The organism is Herbidospora solisilvae (genome assembly GCF_009901565.1).
GTDB classification, from domain to species: Bacteria; Actinomycetota; Actinomycetes; order Streptosporangiales; family Streptosporangiaceae; genus Herbidospora; species Herbidospora solisilvae.
On sequence record NZ_WXEW01000002.1, the window covers coordinates 723,461 to 741,207 of the forward strand.

Sequence of the window (17,747 nt, forward strand, 5' to 3'; positions counted from 1 at the left end):
CGGTGATCGCTCTCCGATTTGACTGGGTCGCCAGTCAGGATCGTTGGGGAGAGCGACATGTCGCTGATACGGCTGTCGGACGAACAGATCGCGTTGCGTGACCGGGCGAAGACCTTCGTCGACGACGTGCTGATTCCACGGGAGGAGTCGGCCGAACGGGCCGGCGGACGACTGCCCTCCTCCGACGTCGGCGAGATCATGAAGGCCGCCCTGGCGGCCCGGCTCAACGGCGGCCGCCACTCCGCCCAGCACGGCGGTCAGGGGTGGTCGGCCACCGACTACGTCGTGGTGCACGAGCAGTTCGGCCGCAACACCAACGGCCTGTGGTGGTGGGTCCCCGACGCCTACAACGTCCTGTCCGCCGGCACGCCCGACCAGATCTCCCGCTACCTGCGCCCCGCCCTGCGCGGCGAGGGATGGGTCTCCTACGCGGTCACCGAGGAATACGCCGGGTCCGACCCGTCGGGCATCTCGACCGTCGCCGAACGGGTGGGGGACCGCTGGCGGCTCGACGGCGAGAAGTGGTTCGTGACCAGCGGCGACGTGGCGGCCGTCCACATCGTGGTGGCCCTGGCCGAGGGGTATGGGCCGACGTTGTTCCTCGTGGACGCCGAGGCCGACGGGGTCGAATACCTGGACGATCCGCCCTTCACCCACTCCTTCCCGCACGGGCACCCGACCCTCCACCTGAACGGGGTCCTCGTGGGCGACGACGCCGTGCTCGGCGGGCTCGGCCAGGCCGACGCGCTCCAGCAGAACTGGTTCGTCGAGGAACGGCTGGGCATCGCCGCCCACTGCGTCGGGGCGATGACGCGGCTGCTGGACGAGGCCGTGGCCTGGGCCTGCGAGCGGGAACAGGGCGGTTCGCGGCTGATCGACCACCAGGGGGTGGCCTTCCCGCTGGCCGACTCGGCGGCCGACGCCGCCGCCGCGCGGCTTCTCGTGTACGAGGTGGCGGCGCTTGCCGATTCGGGGGCCGACCGGAAGGTTGTGCACGCGAAGGCGTCGCTGGCGAAGCTGTTCGCGTCGGAGGCGGCGTGGCGGTGCGCCGACCGGGCGGTGCAGACGTTCGGCGGGCGAGGCTACATGCGGACGAACGTGGCCGAACGGTTCCTGAGGGAACTGCGAGTCGACCGCATCTGGGAGGGGACGAGCGAGATCCAGCGGCTGATCATCACGCGGTCGATGACCCGGCGAGGAGTCCGCCAGGTCATCTCATGATCCCAGACGATCGCGTCGTGCGGACGCTCGAATCTTGTCGGGGTTATTTCGTGGAATCCATGAATCTTCACCTCATGGAGGATTCCGATGCCCTCGACGTGAATCTCCGGGCCCAGCCGGGAAAGCCCGACGTGGCCATCTCGGTTCGCGAGATATATGGGTTTCAGGTGGATCGGATGCCTGATACCGTTCCGCTCGTCGATTCCATCGCGGCCCGGTGGGTTCGTCCGTGGGCCGAAGAGTGGCCTACTGAGCTGGGGAAACCTCCGATCGGCGGTCATCGGCGGATGTTGTGGATCGAGGTCGGCGGGCCGATCCGAATGCGCATCGTCGCGGCGGTGGTCACAGTTCTCGTCGAGGTGTGAAATGGCAACGGAAGCGTCTTTCATCGGGCTTTCGCCATGGTCAGGCAATGATTACCGGATTGATTTCGAGACCCCGGTTGGGGCATTCGATCTCCACAACAACGCCCACTTCGAGAGCATCAGCTTTTTCGCGGAACTCGCCGAGGTCGTGCTGGCGTTCCGGTATGCGGCGAATTGGGAAGAGATCGATGACAACGACGTCAACGTATGGCTGAAGTTCACGGGCGTGCGAATGCTCCGGCTGAACCAGGCGGCGGATTTCGATCCTCAGGCGGCGATCACGCTTGAGGGGATCACGCACCGGGTGGCGTCGGCGGGGTCCGAATTCGAAATAGACGCAGGTGACTGGACCTGCGGATTCATGGCGTCGTCGCTGGAACTGGAGACCACAGTTGGTGAGGCTGGTCATCGACGGTGAGGCCGACGCGGCCTATCTCTGTCTCGCAGACTCCATCGCGGACGGCGAGGCGGTGAGTCAGATAGCAGTGAATGCCCCCGATCTCAACGGAACCATTGTCGTCGACCTCGACGAGAACGGCCGCATCCTCGGTTTCGAAATCATCGGCGCCCGTGCTCTGCTTCCTCGATCGGCACAATAACGGCCTGCCTCGGAAAGGCTGAGAGTGGCAGGGAGCTGCGCACCTGATCACGTTCACCAAAATCAATGGCGAAGTACTGCATTCCGTTCCGGCAGTCGTCGTTGCACCAGCCAGCCGAGGAATATCGCCAGCAGCGATGCGAACACCAGCAAGGTCGCCAGTGCGTTGAGCGCGGGTGTCGGCGCATTGCGTACCGAGCTGTAGAGCTTGATGGGGACCGTCACCGACGAGGCGTCGGGGGACAGGAAAGCCGAGATGACGAAGTCGTCCATCGACGAGGCGAAGACGATCATCGCCCCGGCGAACACGGCCGGCGTGAGCAGGGGGAGCAGAATCAGGCGGACGGCTGACAGGCGTCCGCAGCCCAGGTCGCGTGCCGCCTCCTCGTAGTCGGTGCCGATGGAGGCGAGCCGCGAGCGGACGATCACCACCACGTACGAGACCGAGAACGTCACGTGCCCGAGGACCTGCGCGGGCTGGCCCAGGGGCACGAACAGGAACAGGTTCGTGAAGACCAGATAGAGCGCCGAGCCCATCACGATCTCCGGGGTGGCCAGCGGCAGCAGCGTCAGCCCGCCGACGACCCGCCCGGCCCGTCCCCGCCACCGGGCGAGGCCGAGGGCCGTCGCCACGCCCAGCGGGGTGGCGATGAGCGTGGTCAGCCCGGCCACGACCAGGCTGTTCACCAGCGCCAGCCGCAGCGAGGGGTCCTCCGCGACCGAGCCGGACGAGCCGAAGTACCACTGCAGGGAGAACCCCTGCCAGGTGCTCCGGGACCGGCCGTCGTTGAAGGAGAACTGGATCGCCACCAGAATCGGCACCAGCGACCACACGATGTACGCCCACGTCACCGACGCGAGCACCCACGGGCGTCGTCTCACGCCACACCCTCCTCGGCTCGCGGGGCGGGGAGGGCGAACGACCGGCCGATTCGACGACGGGAGGTGCCACGGGTGGTGGATAGCCTGGACGAGGTGATCGATCGCCTGGCCGCGCTCATCGGTGTGGACATGGGCGCCGAGAGGGACGACGAGCACAAGCGGTGGGAGTTGTACTGCCGGGCGCTGGACGACCTGGATGAGTCGCGAGCGGAGCTGCTCCATGAGGTCGTCCGGTTGGAGGGCGAGGGTGAGATCGCTCTGGCGGTCGCCCTGCGGGTTCTGCCGGTCGTGCCGTCGGAGCGGCGGCCTGGCTGGGTGAACCAGCTCGCGGACGAGCGGAACCGTCGATACGCCGACAACAGGCGCGCGGACCTGGATCTGCTCGACCGGTTTCGGGAGCTCCCCGATGGGGCGGACGTGGAGTGCGACGTCACCTCGTGGTCCCAATGGCTGCAGTTGCGCATGGCCCTGAACGTCGAACACGCCGGCGTTCTCGAACAGCTGGCGAGTTCCGGCAGCACGAAGCGGATCCGGCGCACGGCCGGCGAACGGCTGAGCAGGCAGGACGTCGATCCGCCCGGTGGCGGCTGGGATGTCATGACAACCCCTCCTCGGCTCGCCGGCTGGAGATCAGGTAGTACACCATCACCACCATGAGCAGCGCCGACAGCAGCAGGACGAGCGAGGCCCCCAGTTCCTTGCGGGTCCCGCCGAGCAGGTAGAACTCGATCTGGTTGGCGATCATCGTCGTGGTGGGCGACCCCGATACCAGCGTGTTCGTGTAGTAGTCGCCGAACATCGGCAGCGCCGTGATGGCCGACGCCGTCAGCAGGCCCGGCCGTGACAGCGGCAGCGTCACGTGCCAGAACGCGCTCCGGCTCGAACAGCCCAGGTCCCGGGCCGCCTCCAGGAGCAGCGGGTCGATGCGGTCGAGGGTCGAGAACAGCGGCACGATGAAGAACGGGATGTACCCGTAGACCAGCGCCAGCACGACCGTCACCGGGTTGCCCGACAACCAGCGCACCGGCTCGTCGACGATCCGGGTGAACATCAGCAGGTCGTTGACGTAGCCGTCGTCCTGGAGCAGGTTGAGCCAGGCCAGCATCCGGGTCAGGTAGTTCACCCACCACGGCGCGAGGATCAGGCCGAGCAGCAGGGCCCGGCGCCGGCCGGCGTGCCGGGCGACGTAGTAGGCCACCGGATAGCCGATGGCCACGCACAGTCCCAGGGCGAGGGCGACGTAGAGGAGCGTGCGGAGGAAGACCGGCCGCAGGTCGCCGGTGACCGAGCGGGTGAGGATCTCGGAGAACGCGGTGAAGTCCCAGTAGCGGGGGTCCCATTCCGGTACGGGCGCGTTGAAGACCGGGTCGGTGGAGCCGAAGGCCACGGCGGCGATGGCGTAGAAGGGCACCGCGAACAGCACCACCAGCCAGAACGTGCCGGGCGCGGCGAGCAGGACCCACAGGCCACCGCCACGCGTTCCGCCGCGCCGCCGGTAGGGCTTAGACGACCCCTGGAGGCCGGCCGAGCGGCTCGACGCGGTGACCGGAGCCGCGTGCTCGCCGCGCGCCACCTCGCCGGGTGGTTCCGGAGGTTCCGTGGAACCGCCGCCGTCCCCGCTCACTGGCCTGCCTTGAACTGCGACCACGTGTCCAGCCAGACCGCCTCCGCCGCCGGGGAGATCTGGAAGATCTGCTGGCTGCGGGCGTAGACCTCCGGCGTCACGATCGCCGATTTCAGGCCCTCGGTCACGAACTCGTCGGTCACCATCTTCTCGGGCGTGATCGCCGACAGGGCCGGCTGGTAGCCCGTGAAGGAGAAGTTCTCCTGCGCCACGGCAGGATCCAGCAGGTGGTTGAGCAGCAGGTGCGCCAGCACGGGTTTGGTCGCCGAGGCCGGCACGGCGATGGAGTCGGTGCCGACCACGCCGAGGTCGTCGGACGGATACCAGTAGCCGAGCACGTCCGCGTCCACCCCCTTGGGCAGGTACGACTGCGCGTTGATCATGTCGCCCGACCAGCAGTGGTGCACCGTCGCCTGGCCCTCGGCGACCAGTTGGTAGGCCGCGATCCCGGTCTTGATGTTCATCAGCGGCACCAGCTCCGACAGCCACGTCCCGGCCTGCTTGATCTTCACCGGGTCCTCGGTGTTGATCTCGCGGGACCCGTTCTTGAGCATCGCCAGGGCCAGGCCTTCGCGATGGTCGTCGATCAGGTAGGCCTTGCCCTTGTAGGCCGGATCCCACAGCAGCCCGTACCCGAACCCGGCCGTCACCTCGTCGGCCCGGTATCCGACGCCCGACGTGTAGGCGCAGTAGGGGACCGAATAGCGCGATCCCTCGTCGTAGAAGGGGGACTGGAGCTGGGGCCACGCGTTGGCCAGGTTGCCCAGATAGGTCTTGTTCAGGGGCCGGAGCAGCTTTCCGACGGCCGCCTTCCCGATCACGTCGGGGGTCGGGAACCACACGTCGAACGACGCCCCGGGCGTGCGGAGTTTGGAGATCGCGTCTTCCATCGTGTTGAAGGTCGTCACCTCGACCTCGACCCCATGGGTCTTGCCGAAGGCCTTCAGCACGTCGGGTGACACGTACTCGGGATAGTTCAAGATCTTCAACACCCCGCCGGACTCCGGGGAGAGCCCGTCCGCGACCTGCGGGATGTCGTCGTGCAGCGGCAGGGCGCCGGGTGAATCCGTTCGGGTCAGCGGCACTGCGGAGGACCCCGTCGAGCGGCCGGGCCGCTCGCCTCCACATGCCGCCGTCGCAGCTAAGGCGCTGACCAGCAGAAACCTGCGTCGATCCATGCTGTTTCCTTTTCCGGTACCGAATCTCCTCTTGCCAGACTGACTGGTTGCCCAGTTAGTCTGACGGTGTGGCCCCCAGGGGCCGCAAGGCGTGCGGGCATAAGTTTTCCGGGTCGTAACGCCATGCAGAAGGGGTACAGCCGGTGAAACACGCATACGACGCGATCATCGTCGGGGGCGGGCACAACGGGCTCGTCGCCGCGGCCTACCTCGCCCGTGCCGGACTGTCCACCCTCGTCGCCGAAGCCCGTCCGGTCACCGGCGGCGCGGCCACGACCGAGACCCCCTGGGGCCCCGACTTCAAGGTCACGGCTCTCTCGTACGTCATGAGCCTGATGCCCCCCACGATCCTGCGTGACCTGCGGCTCAGGGAGCACGGCTATGACGTCATCCCCATGGGACCCAGCTTCGTCCCCTTCCCCGACGGCCGTTCCCTGCAGACCGAGACGGGCGATCCGGCCCGCGACCACGCCCAGCTCGCCGCGTTCTCCGCGAAGGACGCCGACGCCATGCCCCGCTACGAGGCCTGGCTCCAGGGCATCGGCGACGTGTTGTCCCCGCTCCTCATGCGCACCCCGCCCAACGTCGGCTCGCTCAGGACGAGGGACCTGATCGACCAGCTGCGGCTGGCCTGGGGGCTGCGGGGGCTGCGGACCCGGGGCGTCGCCGACGCGGTCCGCCTGTTCACCATGTCGGTCGAAGACCTGCTGAACGAGTGGTTCGAGTCGCCCGAGGTCAAGGGCGTGATGTCGATCAACGGCGTCATCGGCACCTGGGCCGGTCCGGCCGAGCCGGGCACCGCCTACGTGATGATGCACCACACGATCGGCGACGTCGGCGACGGCCGGATGGGGTCGTGGGGCTACCCGATCGGCGGCATGGGCGCGGTCGGCGACGCGATCCGCCGGTCGGCCGAGGCCTTCGGCGCGACGGTCATCACCGAGGCCCCTGTCCGAAAAATCCTCATAAAAGGTGGCAGGGTCGCCGGTGTGGCCCTCGACGACGGGCGCGAGTTCACCGCCCCGACCGTCGTCGCCGCCACCCACCCCAAGACCACGTTCCTCAAGCACGTGGGCCGCGACCACCTGCCCGACGACTTCGTGCGCGACATCGAACGCTGGCGCTCCCGTTCGGGCGTCGTGAAGATCAACGTCGCTCTGTCGGAGCTGCCGATCTTCCCGTCCGACCCCGAGGCCGACCTGACCGGCTCGGTCGAGCTCTGCCACTCCATCGAGTACGTCGAACAGGCCTTCCAGGACGCGAGGTCGGGCGTCGCCGCGCGCAGGCCGTTCGCCGACTCGGTCATCCCCTCGACGGTCGACCGCACGCTCTGCCCCGAGGGCACCCACATCATGTCGATGTTCACCCAGTGGGTCCCGCACACCTGGAACGAGGAGCCCCGCACCGAGGAGCTCGACGCCTACGCCGACCGCGTCATCGACGGCTACGACCAGCTGGCCCCCGGTTTCAAGGCCTCGGTCATCCACCGCCAGGTCATCGGCCCCCACCAGATGGAACACGAGTACGGCCTGCTCGGCGGCAACATCTTCCACGGCGAACTCTCCCCGGACCAGCTCTTCCACCTGCGCCCGGCCCCCGGCTACGCCGACTTCACCACCCCGGTGAGGGGCCTCTACCAGTGCGGCTCGGCGACCCACGGCGGCGGCGGAGTGACGGGCATCGCCGGCTACCTGGCCACCCGCCGCATCCTCAAGGACCGCAAGAGAGGTTGGAGAAAGTGAACTCCGCTCCGCTGGACCTCGACGAGGTCCGTGAGTGTCTCAAAGCCCCAGGTCAGATGCTTCCGCAGGCCGCCTACACCGCCGACGACGTCCTCGCCTGGGAGCGCAGGGTCATCTTCGCGGGGGGCTGGGTCTGCGCCGGGCGCTCGGCCGACATCCCGAAGCGGGGCAGGAAGGCCGTCGCCGTCGGCGACGACTCGGTGCTGCTGGTACGCGACGACGACGCCGTCCTGCGCGGCTTCTACAACGTGTGCCGGCACCGCGCCCACGAACTGCTGCCGGGTGGGTCGAGCGCGACCGGCAGGTTCATCGCCTGCCCGTACCACAATTGGGTCTACACCCTGAAGGGCGACCTGCACCGCATCCCCGGGGAGCCCGCGCCGAAGCTGGGGCTCGTCGAGGTGCCGGTCACCGAATGGCACGGGTTCGTGTTCGTCAACGCCGACGGCCAGGCGCCGCCCGTCCACGACTACCTCCACGGCCTGGAGGAGATCGTCAGCCCGTACACGCTGAAGGAGCTCGACGTCGCCGCGTCGCACGAGTACGAGCTGGACGCCAACTGGAAACTCGCCGTCGAGAACTACCACGAGTGTTACCACTGCCCCGCGATCCACCCGGAGCTCTGCGCCGTGAGCCCTCCCGACAGCGGCGACAACTACGTGCCGACGGGCCTGTGGGCGGGTGGCCGCATGGACCTGGTCGACGGCGCGGAGACCATGTCGATGGACGGCAACTCGGCGGCCGGGCCCCTCCCGGGCATCACCGGCGAGCGGCTCCGGATCGTCGAGTACCTCCACCTGTTCCCCAACCTGCTGCTCAGCCTCCATCCCGACTACGTCATGACGCACGTCCTCGAACCCCTGTCCGCCACCCGGACCAAGGTCACCTGCCAGTGGCTGTTCCCCCGGGGCACCACCGACGTCGGCTACGCCGTCGACTTCTGGGACCTCACCAACCGCCAGGACTGGCAGGCCTGCGAGGGCGTGCAGCGGGGCGTGAGCTCGCGCGGCTACCGGCCGGGGCCGTTCTCCGCCGACGAGGACGTCACCTTCCAGTGGATCGCCACCGTGGCGACCGCTTATCTCACGGGCCGCGCGCCGGCCCTGCCCGAAAGGATCTGACGATGACCGTCGTCAGCGAGCGGACACCGGCTCGCGTACTGGACGACCTGATCGCCCTTCAAGAAGGCGCGTTCCTCGCCCGGACCGTCGAGTCGCGGCGAGTGCGCACCGAATGCTCCGATGTCTTGCCCGGGGGAGTGGCCTCCAACTGGCAGGACGCACCCCCCGGCGCCGTGTGGATCTCGCACGGCCAGGGCTCCCGGGTCGTCGACCTCGACGGCACCTCGTACGTTGACCTGCACGGCGGGTTCGGGGTCAACCTCGTCGGGCACGCCCACCCGGCCGTCGTCGAGACCATCGACGAACGGGTCAGGAAGGGCACCCACTTCGCCCAGCCGACCCGGGACGCCGTCGTCGTCGCCCGGCTGCTGGCCGAGCGGTTCGGGCTGCCGATGTGGCGGTTCGGGAACTCCGGCACCGAGGCCACGATGGACGCCGTCCACCTCATGCGGGCCGCCACCGGGCGCATGAAGATCATCAAGGTCGAGGGCAGCTACCACGGCCACCACGACTCCGTGCAGGTCAGCGTCTATCCGTCCATCGAGGAGGCCGGCCCGCCGCTGCGGCCCCGCTCGGTGCGCTACAGCGTCTCGGTGCCGCCGGACCTGGCCCGGCTGACGGTCGTGGTGCCCTTCGGCGACCTGGAGGCCGTCGAGCGGGCGCTGATCGAGAACGCCGGTGAGATCGCCGGGATGATCCTCGAACCCGTCATGATGAACATCGGGCTCATCCCGCCGCCCGACGGCTACCTGGCCCAGCTCAAGGACCTGCTGCACCGCCACGGCGCCTACCTCGCCTTCGACGAGGTCAAGACCGGGTTGTCGGTGGCGCCCGGCGGCGCGTCCGAGCTACTGGGCGTGACGCCCGACCTCATCTGCCTGGCCAAGGCGCTCGGCGGCGGCCTGCCGTGCGGGGCGATCGGCGGCACGCCAGACCTGATGAGGCTGATCTCCGAGGGCGTGTACGAGCAGGTCGGCACCTTCAACGGCAATCCGCTCACCATGGCGGTCGCGGCGGTCGTGCTGCGGGACGTGCTGAATTCGGACGCTTATCGTCACTTTGATCGGTTGCGCACCGTGATGACGGACGAGGCCACCGCCATTCTCCGCAAATGGGGCATGCCAGGATATGTCCAGTCATATGGCGCGAAAGGCTCGGTAATATTTCACCAGAAACTCCGCGACTATCGCGACTTTCTGGACTATCCCGACGAGTGGGGACACGCGCACTGGCTTTACCAGCACAACGGCGGGGTCTTCCTGCCGCCCTGGGGAAAGACCGAGCAGTGGACGTTGTCGGTCCAGCATAGCGACGACGACGTGCGCAGATTCCTGACCAACCTCGACACCATGGGGCGTGACTACGCCGGAAGCGCCGCCATCAGGTAGGCGAGGCGGGCGGCGGCGTCTTCGACCGACTCGACCGTGCCGAGGCGGTAGCCCCACGAGGTCACGAAGGCGCCGCAGTCGGTGCAGGTCACCGTTTCCGCGAGGGTGTCGGAGAAGCGGTTCCGGACGTGTACCGCCGGCGGATTGGCGCTGAGCAGGCGCACCGAAAGGTCGATGTGTTCACGTGTCGCATCGGCGAATCGCTCAAGACACCACAAAGTGTCAAGCATCGCACAATCACCTCCCGGCTGAGAGGAAAGGATTGCACGCTCCCGTCACATGAGGCAAGCAATTGCTCTTACGAATCAGCGGATTGTTTCCCCAATTCGTCGATGACCCGGACGATCACCGCGCGGGCGTCGTCGCGATAGGCGGCGGCCCCCGCGAAGTCGTCGTAGGCGCGGGCGTAGAAGGCGATGTCGTCGGGGTCTCTGAGCAGCAGGTCCTTGGTGAACGTGGCCACGCCGACGAGCGCCTCGTTGTAGATCGCGAAGCTGTGCAGCGGGGTGGCCGGCAACATCGTCTCGAACGGGATCACGCCGAACTCGACGTTGGGCAGCGTCGTGATGGCCAGCAGCCGGTCCATCTGGCCGCGCATCACGTCGAGCGGCGCCAGCCGCACGTGCAGCACCGACTCGGGCACCACGAAGCGGAACTGGCGCTGCGGGTCGTAGAGGATCTCCTGCCGCTGCATCCGCACCCGGATCGCCGCGTCGACGTCGTCGACCGCCTCGTAGACCCGGCGCACCTTCTGGAAGATGTGCCGGGAGTACTCCGCGGTCTGCAGCAGACCGGGCACCAGCCCGGCCTCGAAGATCCGCAGCGTCCGGATGCGGGCCTCGAGATCGCGCACGTCCTCCTGGAGCGCCGCCAGCCCGCCCTTGTGCCGGGCCTTCCACGAGTCGTGGCGTTCGCTCAGGCCGACCGCCTGCTGGATCAGGTTGTCGACCATGCCGGGGTCGGCGGAGACGGCCTGGGCCCAGACGACCACGTCGTCCTCGGTCGGCGTCTGGCGGGCGTTCTCGATGCGGGAGACCTTCGAGGGTTGCCAGTTGAGGCGCTCGGCGAGGTCCTTGCCCGACAGGTGAGCGACCTCCCGGAGCTGCCTGAGCTGGATGCCCAGGTCGATGCGCGCCTGCTGGAAACCGCTCACTCGATCCCTCCCGCCATGGTGCGGACCAAGGTAGACCTCAGTTCGCCGCCCAGGCCATAGGGAGCTCCCTAATCGTGATCAGGTCAAGACCTTGCGTGCGATCTCGACCAGGAGTTCCCGGGGGACCTCGACGGCGGTCTCGTAGTCGGCGAGGTGCCGGAGATCGGCTCTGGCCTCCGGATCCACCACCTCCGTGCCCTGGACGACGATGGTGCCGCGGTCGGTCTCGTACAGGGCGGGGCACGACGTGGCCTCGGAGGTGGTGCCGAGGAAGCGGAGGCGCATGAGGGGGTGTCCTTCCGTACAGTCGCAATTGCGAGCAATTGTAGGAGGGCTCACGTTTCGCTGGGATTTCGGTATGGACTCAGGGCAGCGGCACCAGGACCGCCCGCAGGCGTTCGCCGAGGGCCTTGGCCTGGGCGTCCATCAGCGGGCTGGCGGCGACCCCCCGGCCGAGCAGGCCGTGGACGACGAAGTTGACGGCGAGCAGGTTCGGGAACGTGTGGCGGTCGATGCGCAATCCGGTCACTTCGGGCAGCAACTCGGGCAGCCGTTCGGCCGTGAGATAGCTCCGCAACCACGCGTAGTGGTCGGCCGACCGCACCCACACGCCGAGGTTGGCGTTGCCGCCCTTGTCGCCCGACCGCGCCCCGGCGATGAGGCCCAGAGGTCGGAGCTCTTCCTCGCCGTTCAGCGGGATCGGCATCGGCGGGGAGAACCACGGCCCGGGGGTCTCGGACCCCTCGGGGACCACCGGAGCGGCCTCGCCCGCCTCCGGCACGGCCTCCTCGAACGGCACCTCCGCGCCGTCGAGGGTGACCGACGCGGTGACCCGCGGCACCGCCACCGGCCAGTAGACCCCGTAGGGAGAGGCGTCGCCCGGCGGCGTCAGGCCGTAGAAGCCCGGGTAGCTGGCCAGCCCCGTCTCCACCACGGCCGAGGAGAACAGGCGTCCCGCCTTGCGCCGGTCGGGGTCCATGACCGTGATCCGGAGCAGGTCGCCGTTCCGTTCGGTGTACGTCTGCTCGAAGGTCTCCCTGGGCACCCGCGCCCAGACGGCCTCCTCGGCGACCTGCGCCTTGCGGTCGGCGTCGAGACCGGTCACCACCAGCGTCATCGTGTTCCGGTATCCGCCGAGCAGGTTGACCGCGGCCTTGAGCGTCGGCGGGGGCGCCTCGCCGCGCACGCCGCTCACCGACACGCGGTCGGGGCCCTCCTGCATGAGGCGGATCGTGTCGAACCGGGCCGTCACGTCGGGGCCGGGGTAGCGGGGGCCGGCGATCTCGTACAGGAGCTGGGCGGTGACGGTGCCCACGGTGACCGCGCCGCCCGTGCCGGGGTGTTTGGTGATGACGGAGGAGCCGTCGTCGTGCAGTTCGGCGATGGGGAAGCCGCAGTGGGCCAGGTCGGGGATCTCGTCGAAGAAGGCGTAGTTGCCGCCGGTGGCCTGGCAGCCGCACTCGATGACGTGCCCGGCCACGACCGAGCCGGCGAGCGCGTCGAGGTCGGCCGGGCCCCAGCCGTACCGCCAGATGCCGGGACCGGTGACCAGGGCCGCGTCGGTGACGCGGCCGGTCACCACGACGTCGGCGCCCGCCGAGAGCGCGGCGGCGATGGGGAAGCCGCCCAGGTAGGCGTTGGCGGTGACCGGTTTCTCCGTCAGGGTCTCGCCGGTGTCGAGGTTGACCAGCGGCCCGAGTTCCGGCAGCCGCGGCATGAGGTCGTCGCCGGTGACGGTCGCCACCTTGGCCGGCAGGCCGAGGTCCCTGATCGCCTGCGCGCAGGCCTCAGGGTCGAGGCCGCCCGCGTTCGACACGACCTTGATGCCGCGGTCGAGGCAGGTCGCCAGGACGTCGGAGAGCTGCGTCACGAACGTCGTGGCGTAGCCGGGGCGGCCCTTCGTCCGGTTCCCGGCCAGGATGAGCATGGTCAGCTCGGCCAGCCAGTCGCCGGTGAGCACGTCGATCGGGCCGCCCTCGACCTGCTCCCGCGCGGCCGACAGGCGGTCGCCGTAGAAGCCCGAGCAGTTGGCGATGCGCACCATCAGACGGCCCAGGCGGGCGGGCGCTTCTGCAGGAAGGCGCTCATGCCCTCGCGCGCCTCGGCCGAGGAGAACAACTTGGCCGACAGGGTCGCCATCTCGTCGCCGCGTTCGGCCAGCAGCCGCCGGACCGGCTCGGTGACCAGCCGCTTCGACTCCGCGAGGCCCTGCGGCGAGGCCGCGCGCAGGCCGTCGAGCACACTCTCGACCGCGTCGTCGAGCTGCGGCAGCGGAACCGCCCGGGTCAGCAGGCCGATGCGCTCGGCCTCCATCGCGCCGAACGTCTCGCCGGTGATGAAGTAGCGTCCGGCGGCCCGGCCGTCGAGGCGCGGCAGCAGGGTCAGCGAGATCATCGCGGGCGCGAGGCCGAGGCGGGCCTCGGTGAACGCGTAGTCGCCGCCGTCGTCGGCCACGACGACGTCGCACGCGCCGAGCAGCCCCAGGCCGCCCGCCCGCGCCTTGCCCGCGACCCGGCAGACCACCGGCTTGGGCAGCTCGACGACCAGCGTGAACAGGTCGATCATGCGGCGGGTGCCGGCCTCCATGCCCTCGGCCGCCGCCTCCGACAGGTCGGCCCCGGCGCAGAACACCGGGCCGGTGTGGGTGAGCAGCACCGCCCGGACGCCGTCGTCGGACCCGGCCGCCTCCAGGTGGGCCGACAGCTCCTCGACGAGCTGCCGCGACAGGGCGTTGCGGTTGCGCGGCGAGTCGAGAGTTACCGTGGCCACCCCGCGCTCGACGGCCATGTGTACGACCTCGGTCACTGTGTCACTTCCTTGATCACGGCCAGTGGTGTGCCCGCGTCGACCTGCCGCCCGGCGACGGCGGTCAGCTCGGCCACCACCCCCTCGGCGGGGGCCGTGATGCGATGCTCCATCTTCATGGCCTCCAGCACCACGACCGTCTGCCCCGGTTTCACCGTGTCACCCACGCCGACCTCCACCCGGAGCACGGTCCCGGGCATCGGGGCGGGCAACGAACCAGGAGGAGTCTGCACCACCGGTTCCGGCAGCCGGGGCAGCGGGGTCAGCCGGACGGGGCCGAGCGAGGAGTCGACGTACACGGCGTCGTCGTAGGAGGCCACCGCGAAGACCCGGCGCACGCCGGCGATCTCCAGGACCACCTCCTCCGGCGCGGCCGACACGAGGACCGCCTCGGGCGAGGAGCGCAGGCCGTCGCGGGTGTGCAGGTAGGTGACCTCCCCGGCCTCGGCGAAGGACACCCGGTGAGGTTGCGACACGACGTTGCGCCAGCCCGGCGGCAGGTCGCCGAGCGTCTTCCTCGGCCGGGCCGCCTGGGCGAGGGCCGCCGCCAGCGCCGAGAACCGCACCGCCTCGGGGCCGGCGAGCGGCCCCAGGTCGTGGCGGGTCAGGAAGCCGGTGTCGGTCTGGCCCTGGAGGAACTCCGGGTGGCGCAGGACGCGCACGAGCAGGTCGCGGTTGGTCGCCGGGCCGTGCAGCTTCGCGCCGGCCAGCGCCGTGGCCAGCCTTCGCGCCGCCGCCTCGCGGGTGGGGGCGTAGGCGATGACCTTGGCCAGCATCGGGTCGTAGAAGGTGCCGATCTCGTCGCCGGACACCACGCCCGAGTCGAGCCGCAGGCCGCCCTGGGCGAACTCGGCCTCCACGCCGGGCACCTCGAAGCGGTGCAGGCGGCCGCTCTGCGGCGTCCAGCCGTCGGCCGGGTCCTCGGCGTACAGGCGCACCTCGATGGCGTGGCCGACCGGGCTCGGCGGCAGGCCGGGCAGGGCGGCGCCCTCGGCGATCTCGATCTGCAGGCGGACCAGGTCGACGCCGTAGACGGCCTCGGTGACCGGGTGTTCGACCTGGATGCGGGTGTTCATCTCCAGGAAGTGGAACTGGTCGCCGGACAGCAGGAACTCGACGGTCCCGGCGCCGGTGTAGCCGATGGCGCGGGCCGCGTTCACCGCCGCGTCGGCCAGCGCGCGCCGCAGGTCGGGGGTCACGCCGGGGGAGGGCGCCTCCTCCAGGACCTTCTGGTGGCGGCGCTGGATCGAGCACTCGCGCTCGCCGAGTGCCCAGACGGTGCCGTGGGTGTCGGCGAGGATCTGCACCTCGATGTGCCGGGCCCGCTCCAGCAGCGGCTCGGCGAACACGGTGCCGTCGCCGAACGCCGCCGCGGCCTCGCGCCCCGCCGACTCGACCGCCTCGGCGAGCTCGTCGGCCGACCGCACGACCCGCATCCCGCGCCCGCCGCCCCCGGCCGACGCCTTCAGCAGCAAGGGATAGACGAGGTCGGCGGGCGGCTCCTCGACCCCGCCCGCGAACGTCACGGTGGGCAGCAACGGCACCCCGGCCTCGGCCATCAGCGCCTTGGACTCGATCTTGTCGCCCATCGCCGCGATGGCCTCGGGGGAGGGCCCGATCCAGGTCAGCCCCGCCTCGACCACCGCCCGCGCGAACCCGGCGTCCTCGGAGAGGAACCCGTAGCCCGGGTGCACCGCGTCGGCGCCCGCCGCCCGCGCCGCCGCGACCAGCTTCCCGGCGTCCGTGTACGCCTTCACGTCGCCCAGGCCGACCGCCGCCCCGGCCTCGGCGACGTGCCGCGACCCGGCGTCGGCGTGGCTGAACACCGCGACCGTCTCGATCCCCAGCGCGTCGCACGCGCGGATCACCCGGCGCGCGATCTCGCCCCGGTTGGCCACCAGAACCCGACTGATCATCTGACTCACATCCGGAAGACGCCGAAACCGGCGGCGGGCGGCTCGGGTGCCGAGCCGATGGCGGACAGGCACAACCCGAGGACGGTCCGGGTGTCGCGCGGGTCGATCACCCCGTCGTCGTAGAGACGGCCGGACAGGAAGAACGGCAGCGACTCGGCCTCGACCTGCGCCTCGACCATCGCGCGCATGGCCGCGTCGCCCTCCTCGTCGAACGCCTGCCCGCGCGCCTCGGCGGCGGCCCGGCCGACGATCGACAACACCCCGGCGAGCTGGGCCGGGCCCATCACCGCCGACTTCGCGCTCGGCCAGGTGAACAGGAACCGGGGGTCGTAGGCCCGCCCGCACATGCCGTAGTTGCCCGCGCCGTAGCTGGCCCCCATGACGACCGTCAGGTGGGGGACCGTCGAGTTGGCCACCGCGTTGATCATCATCGAGCCGTGCTTGATGATGCCGGACCGCTCGTAGTCCTTGCCGACCATGTAGCCGGTGGTGTTCTGCAGGAACAGCAGCGGCGTGCGCGACTGGTTGGCGAGCTGGATGAACTGGGCGGCCTTCTGCGCCTCCTGGCCGAACAGCACGCCCCGCGCGTTGGCCAGGACGCCGACGTCGTAGCCGTGGATCACGGCCCAGCCGGTCACCAGGCTCGGGCCGTAGAGCGGCTTGAACTCGTCGAACTCGCTCGCGTCGACGATCCGGCGGATCACCTCGCGCGGGTCGAACGGGACGCGCAGGTCTTCGGGGACGACGCCGAGCAGTCCGTCCTCGTCGAGCAGCGGCGGGCGGCTCGGCCTGGCGGCCCGGCCCAGCTTGCGCCAGTTGAGCCGTTTGACGATGTCGCGCCCGATGCGCAGGGCGTCGTGCTCCGACTCGGCCAGGTAGTCGGCCAGGCCCGAGTCGCGGGCGTGCATCTCGGCGCCGCCGAGCGACTCGTCGTCGGCGTCCTCGCCGGTCGCGACCTTGACCAGCGGCGGGCCGCCGAGGAACACCTTGGCGCGTTCCCGGACCATGACGACGTGGTCGGACAACCCCGGCACGTAGGCGCCGCCGGCGGTGGAGTTGCCGAAGACCAGGGCGATCGTCGGGATGCCGGCCGCCGACAACCGGGTCAGGTCGCGGAACACGCGCCCGCCCGGGATGAAGATCTCCTTCTGCGTCGGCAGGTCGGCGCCGCCCGACTCGACCAGGTTGACGAGCGGGAGCCGGTTCTCCAGGGCGATCTGGGTGGCCCGCAGCGTCTTGCGCAGCGTCCACGGGTTCGACGCGCCGCCCCGGACGGTCGGGTCGTTGGCGACGATCACGCACTCGACGCCCTCGACCACGCCGATGCCGGTGACCACGCTGGCGCCGACGGGGAAGTCGGACCCCCAGGCGGCCAGCGGGGACAGTTCGAGGAAGGGGGCGCCGGGGTCGAGCAGCAGCTCCACGCGCTCACGGGCCAGGAGCTTGCCCCGGGCATGATGCCGGTCGACGTACTTCTGCCCGCCGCCTTCGACCGCTTTGGCGTGCTCGGCGGTCAGTTCGGCGATCCTGTCGAGCATCGCCGCACGCCGCCGCTGCGTTTCCGCCGAGTCGGGAGGTTCGATCACGTTCGGTGAGTTTAATCTTCCGCGCGGGCGGACGACCCCCGAACCCCCTGACATGCGGCTTTCAGCCTAATTTCAGGCGAAGTAAGCCTTGACCTGTTCATCGGCGCAGCTCAACGTGGCCCCGCTTGACTCCCTTACGTGGAAACTCCTGTCCGGCCTTGTCCGGCC

At 69.8% G+C, this 17,747-nt stretch carries 18 protein-coding genes; 8 read left to right on the forward strand and 10 right to left on the reverse strand.

The window, feature by feature from the left end; translation table 11 throughout:
• Positions 1-57 precede the first annotated feature (57 nt).
• From GT755_RS08995 to GT755_RS09010, 4 genes are read left to right on the forward strand one after another with little or no spacing between them, the layout of a single operon-like run.
• Positions 58-1,221 (forward strand): acyl-CoA dehydrogenase family protein, encoded by a 1,164-nt coding sequence (locus GT755_RS08995; protein WP_161479216.1) that lies wholly within the window; start codon positions 58-60, stop codon positions 1,219-1,221.
• A gap of 17 nt (positions 1,222-1,238) precedes the next feature.
• Entirely contained in the window at positions 1,239-1,586 is a 348-nt protein-coding gene (locus GT755_RS09000; RefSeq protein ID WP_161479217.1) for a hypothetical protein, read from the forward strand.
• Position 1,587: 1 nt separating this feature from the next.
• Complete coding sequence (locus tag GT755_RS09005; RefSeq protein ID WP_161479218.1) at positions 1,588-2,004, forward strand: hypothetical protein; 417 nt, start codon at positions 1,588-1,590, stop codon at positions 2,002-2,004.
• Positions 1,982-2,185, forward strand: coding sequence for a DUF2283 domain-containing protein (locus tag GT755_RS09010; protein WP_161479219.1), 204 nt, complete (start codon positions 1,982-1,984; stop codon positions 2,183-2,185). Before GT755_RS09005 ends, GT755_RS09010 begins: the two co-directional genes overlap by 23 nt.
• A 62-nt stretch (positions 2,186-2,247) precedes the next feature.
• Here GT755_RS09010 and GT755_RS09015 read toward each other — a convergent pair whose 3' ends face one another.
• Positions 2,248-3,066, reverse strand: a complete 819-nt coding sequence (locus tag GT755_RS09015) for an ABC transporter permease (protein WP_202609774.1) — start codon at positions 3,064-3,066, stop codon at positions 2,248-2,250.
• A 72-nt stretch (positions 3,067-3,138) separates the two neighbouring features.
• On the opposite strand from GT755_RS09015, the gene GT755_RS41035 reads away from it, so the two are divergent.
• Positions 3,139-3,723, forward strand: coding sequence for a hypothetical protein (locus GT755_RS41035; RefSeq protein ID WP_202609775.1), 585 nt, complete (start codon positions 3,139-3,141; stop codon positions 3,721-3,723).
• Here the strand turns inward: GT755_RS41035 and GT755_RS09020 are convergent.
• Positions 3,662-4,690, reverse strand: coding sequence for an ABC transporter permease (locus tag GT755_RS09020; protein WP_161479220.1), 1,029 nt, complete (start codon positions 4,688-4,690; stop codon positions 3,662-3,664). The two genes, GT755_RS41035 and GT755_RS09020, sit on opposite strands and share 62 nt — an antisense overlap.
• Positions 4,687-5,775: a polyamine ABC transporter substrate-binding protein gene (locus tag GT755_RS09025; RefSeq protein ID WP_161479221.1), complete on the reverse strand. Its 1,089-nt coding sequence runs from the start codon at positions 5,773-5,775 to the stop codon at positions 4,687-4,689. Before GT755_RS09025 ends, GT755_RS09020 begins: the two co-directional genes overlap by 4 nt.
• Before the next feature lie 236 nt (positions 5,776-6,011).
• On the opposite strand from GT755_RS09025, the gene GT755_RS09030 reads away from it, so the two are divergent.
• The 3 genes from GT755_RS09030 (at position 6,012) to GT755_RS09040 (ending at position 10,119) form a co-directional block, all read left to right on the forward strand.
• Positions 6,012-7,610, forward strand: a complete 1,599-nt coding sequence (locus GT755_RS09030; RefSeq protein WP_161479222.1) for a phytoene desaturase family protein — start codon at positions 6,012-6,014, stop codon at positions 7,608-7,610.
• A 56-nt stretch (positions 7,611-7,666) separates the two neighbouring features.
• A complete protein-coding gene (locus GT755_RS09035; protein ID WP_161479370.1) occupies positions 7,667-8,731 on the forward strand; it encodes an aromatic ring-hydroxylating oxygenase subunit alpha in 1,065 nt (354 codons plus the stop codon).
• A 173-nt stretch (positions 8,732-8,904) separates the two neighbouring features.
• Entirely contained in the window at positions 8,905-10,119 is a 1,215-nt protein-coding gene (locus GT755_RS09040; protein WP_407929402.1) for an aspartate aminotransferase family protein, read from the forward strand.
• On the opposite strand, the gene GT755_RS09045 is transcribed toward GT755_RS09040, so the two are convergent.
• The 7 genes from GT755_RS09045 to GT755_RS09075 all read right to left on the reverse strand — a co-directional run bounded on the left by GT755_RS09045 (position 10,092) and on the right by GT755_RS09075 (position 17,531).
• Entirely contained in the window at positions 10,092-10,283 is a 192-nt protein-coding gene (locus GT755_RS09045) for a hypothetical protein (RefSeq protein WP_231515518.1), read from the reverse strand. The genes GT755_RS09040 and GT755_RS09045 overlap by 28 nt on opposite strands.
• 134 nt (positions 10,284-10,417) lie before the next feature.
• Positions 10,418-11,272, reverse strand: a complete 855-nt coding sequence (locus GT755_RS09050; RefSeq protein WP_161479224.1) for a helix-turn-helix domain-containing protein — start codon at positions 11,270-11,272, stop codon at positions 10,418-10,420.
• A gap of 78 nt (positions 11,273-11,350) precedes the next feature.
• Positions 11,351-11,557, reverse strand: coding sequence for a hypothetical protein (locus tag GT755_RS09055; protein WP_030454164.1), 207 nt, complete (start codon positions 11,555-11,557; stop codon positions 11,351-11,353).
• A gap of 79 nt (positions 11,558-11,636) precedes the next feature.
• Positions 11,637-13,316 (reverse strand): acyclic terpene utilization AtuA family protein, encoded by a 1,680-nt coding sequence (locus GT755_RS09060; RefSeq protein ID WP_161479225.1) that lies wholly within the window; start codon positions 13,314-13,316, stop codon positions 11,637-11,639.
• Positions 13,316-14,077 carry an enoyl-CoA hydratase family protein gene (locus GT755_RS09065; RefSeq protein WP_328794260.1) on the reverse strand — a complete coding sequence of 254 codons (762 nt, stop codon included), beginning with the start codon at positions 14,075-14,077 and terminating at the stop codon, positions 13,316-13,318. Before GT755_RS09065 ends, GT755_RS09060 begins: the two co-directional genes overlap by 1 nt.
• The gene (locus GT755_RS09070; protein ID WP_161479226.1) at positions 14,074-15,993 is read right to left on the reverse strand and encodes an ATP-binding protein; all 1,920 of its coding nucleotides are present in this window, start codon (positions 15,991-15,993) and stop codon (positions 14,074-14,076) included. The genes GT755_RS09065 and GT755_RS09070 overlap by 4 nt, the downstream gene beginning before the upstream one ends.
• A gap of 5 nt (positions 15,994-15,998) precedes the next feature.
• Complete coding sequence (locus tag GT755_RS09075) at positions 15,999-17,531, reverse strand: acyl-CoA carboxylase subunit beta (protein ID WP_235966430.1); 1,533 nt, start codon at positions 17,529-17,531, stop codon at positions 15,999-16,001.
• Positions 17,532-17,747 lie beyond the last annotated feature (216 nt).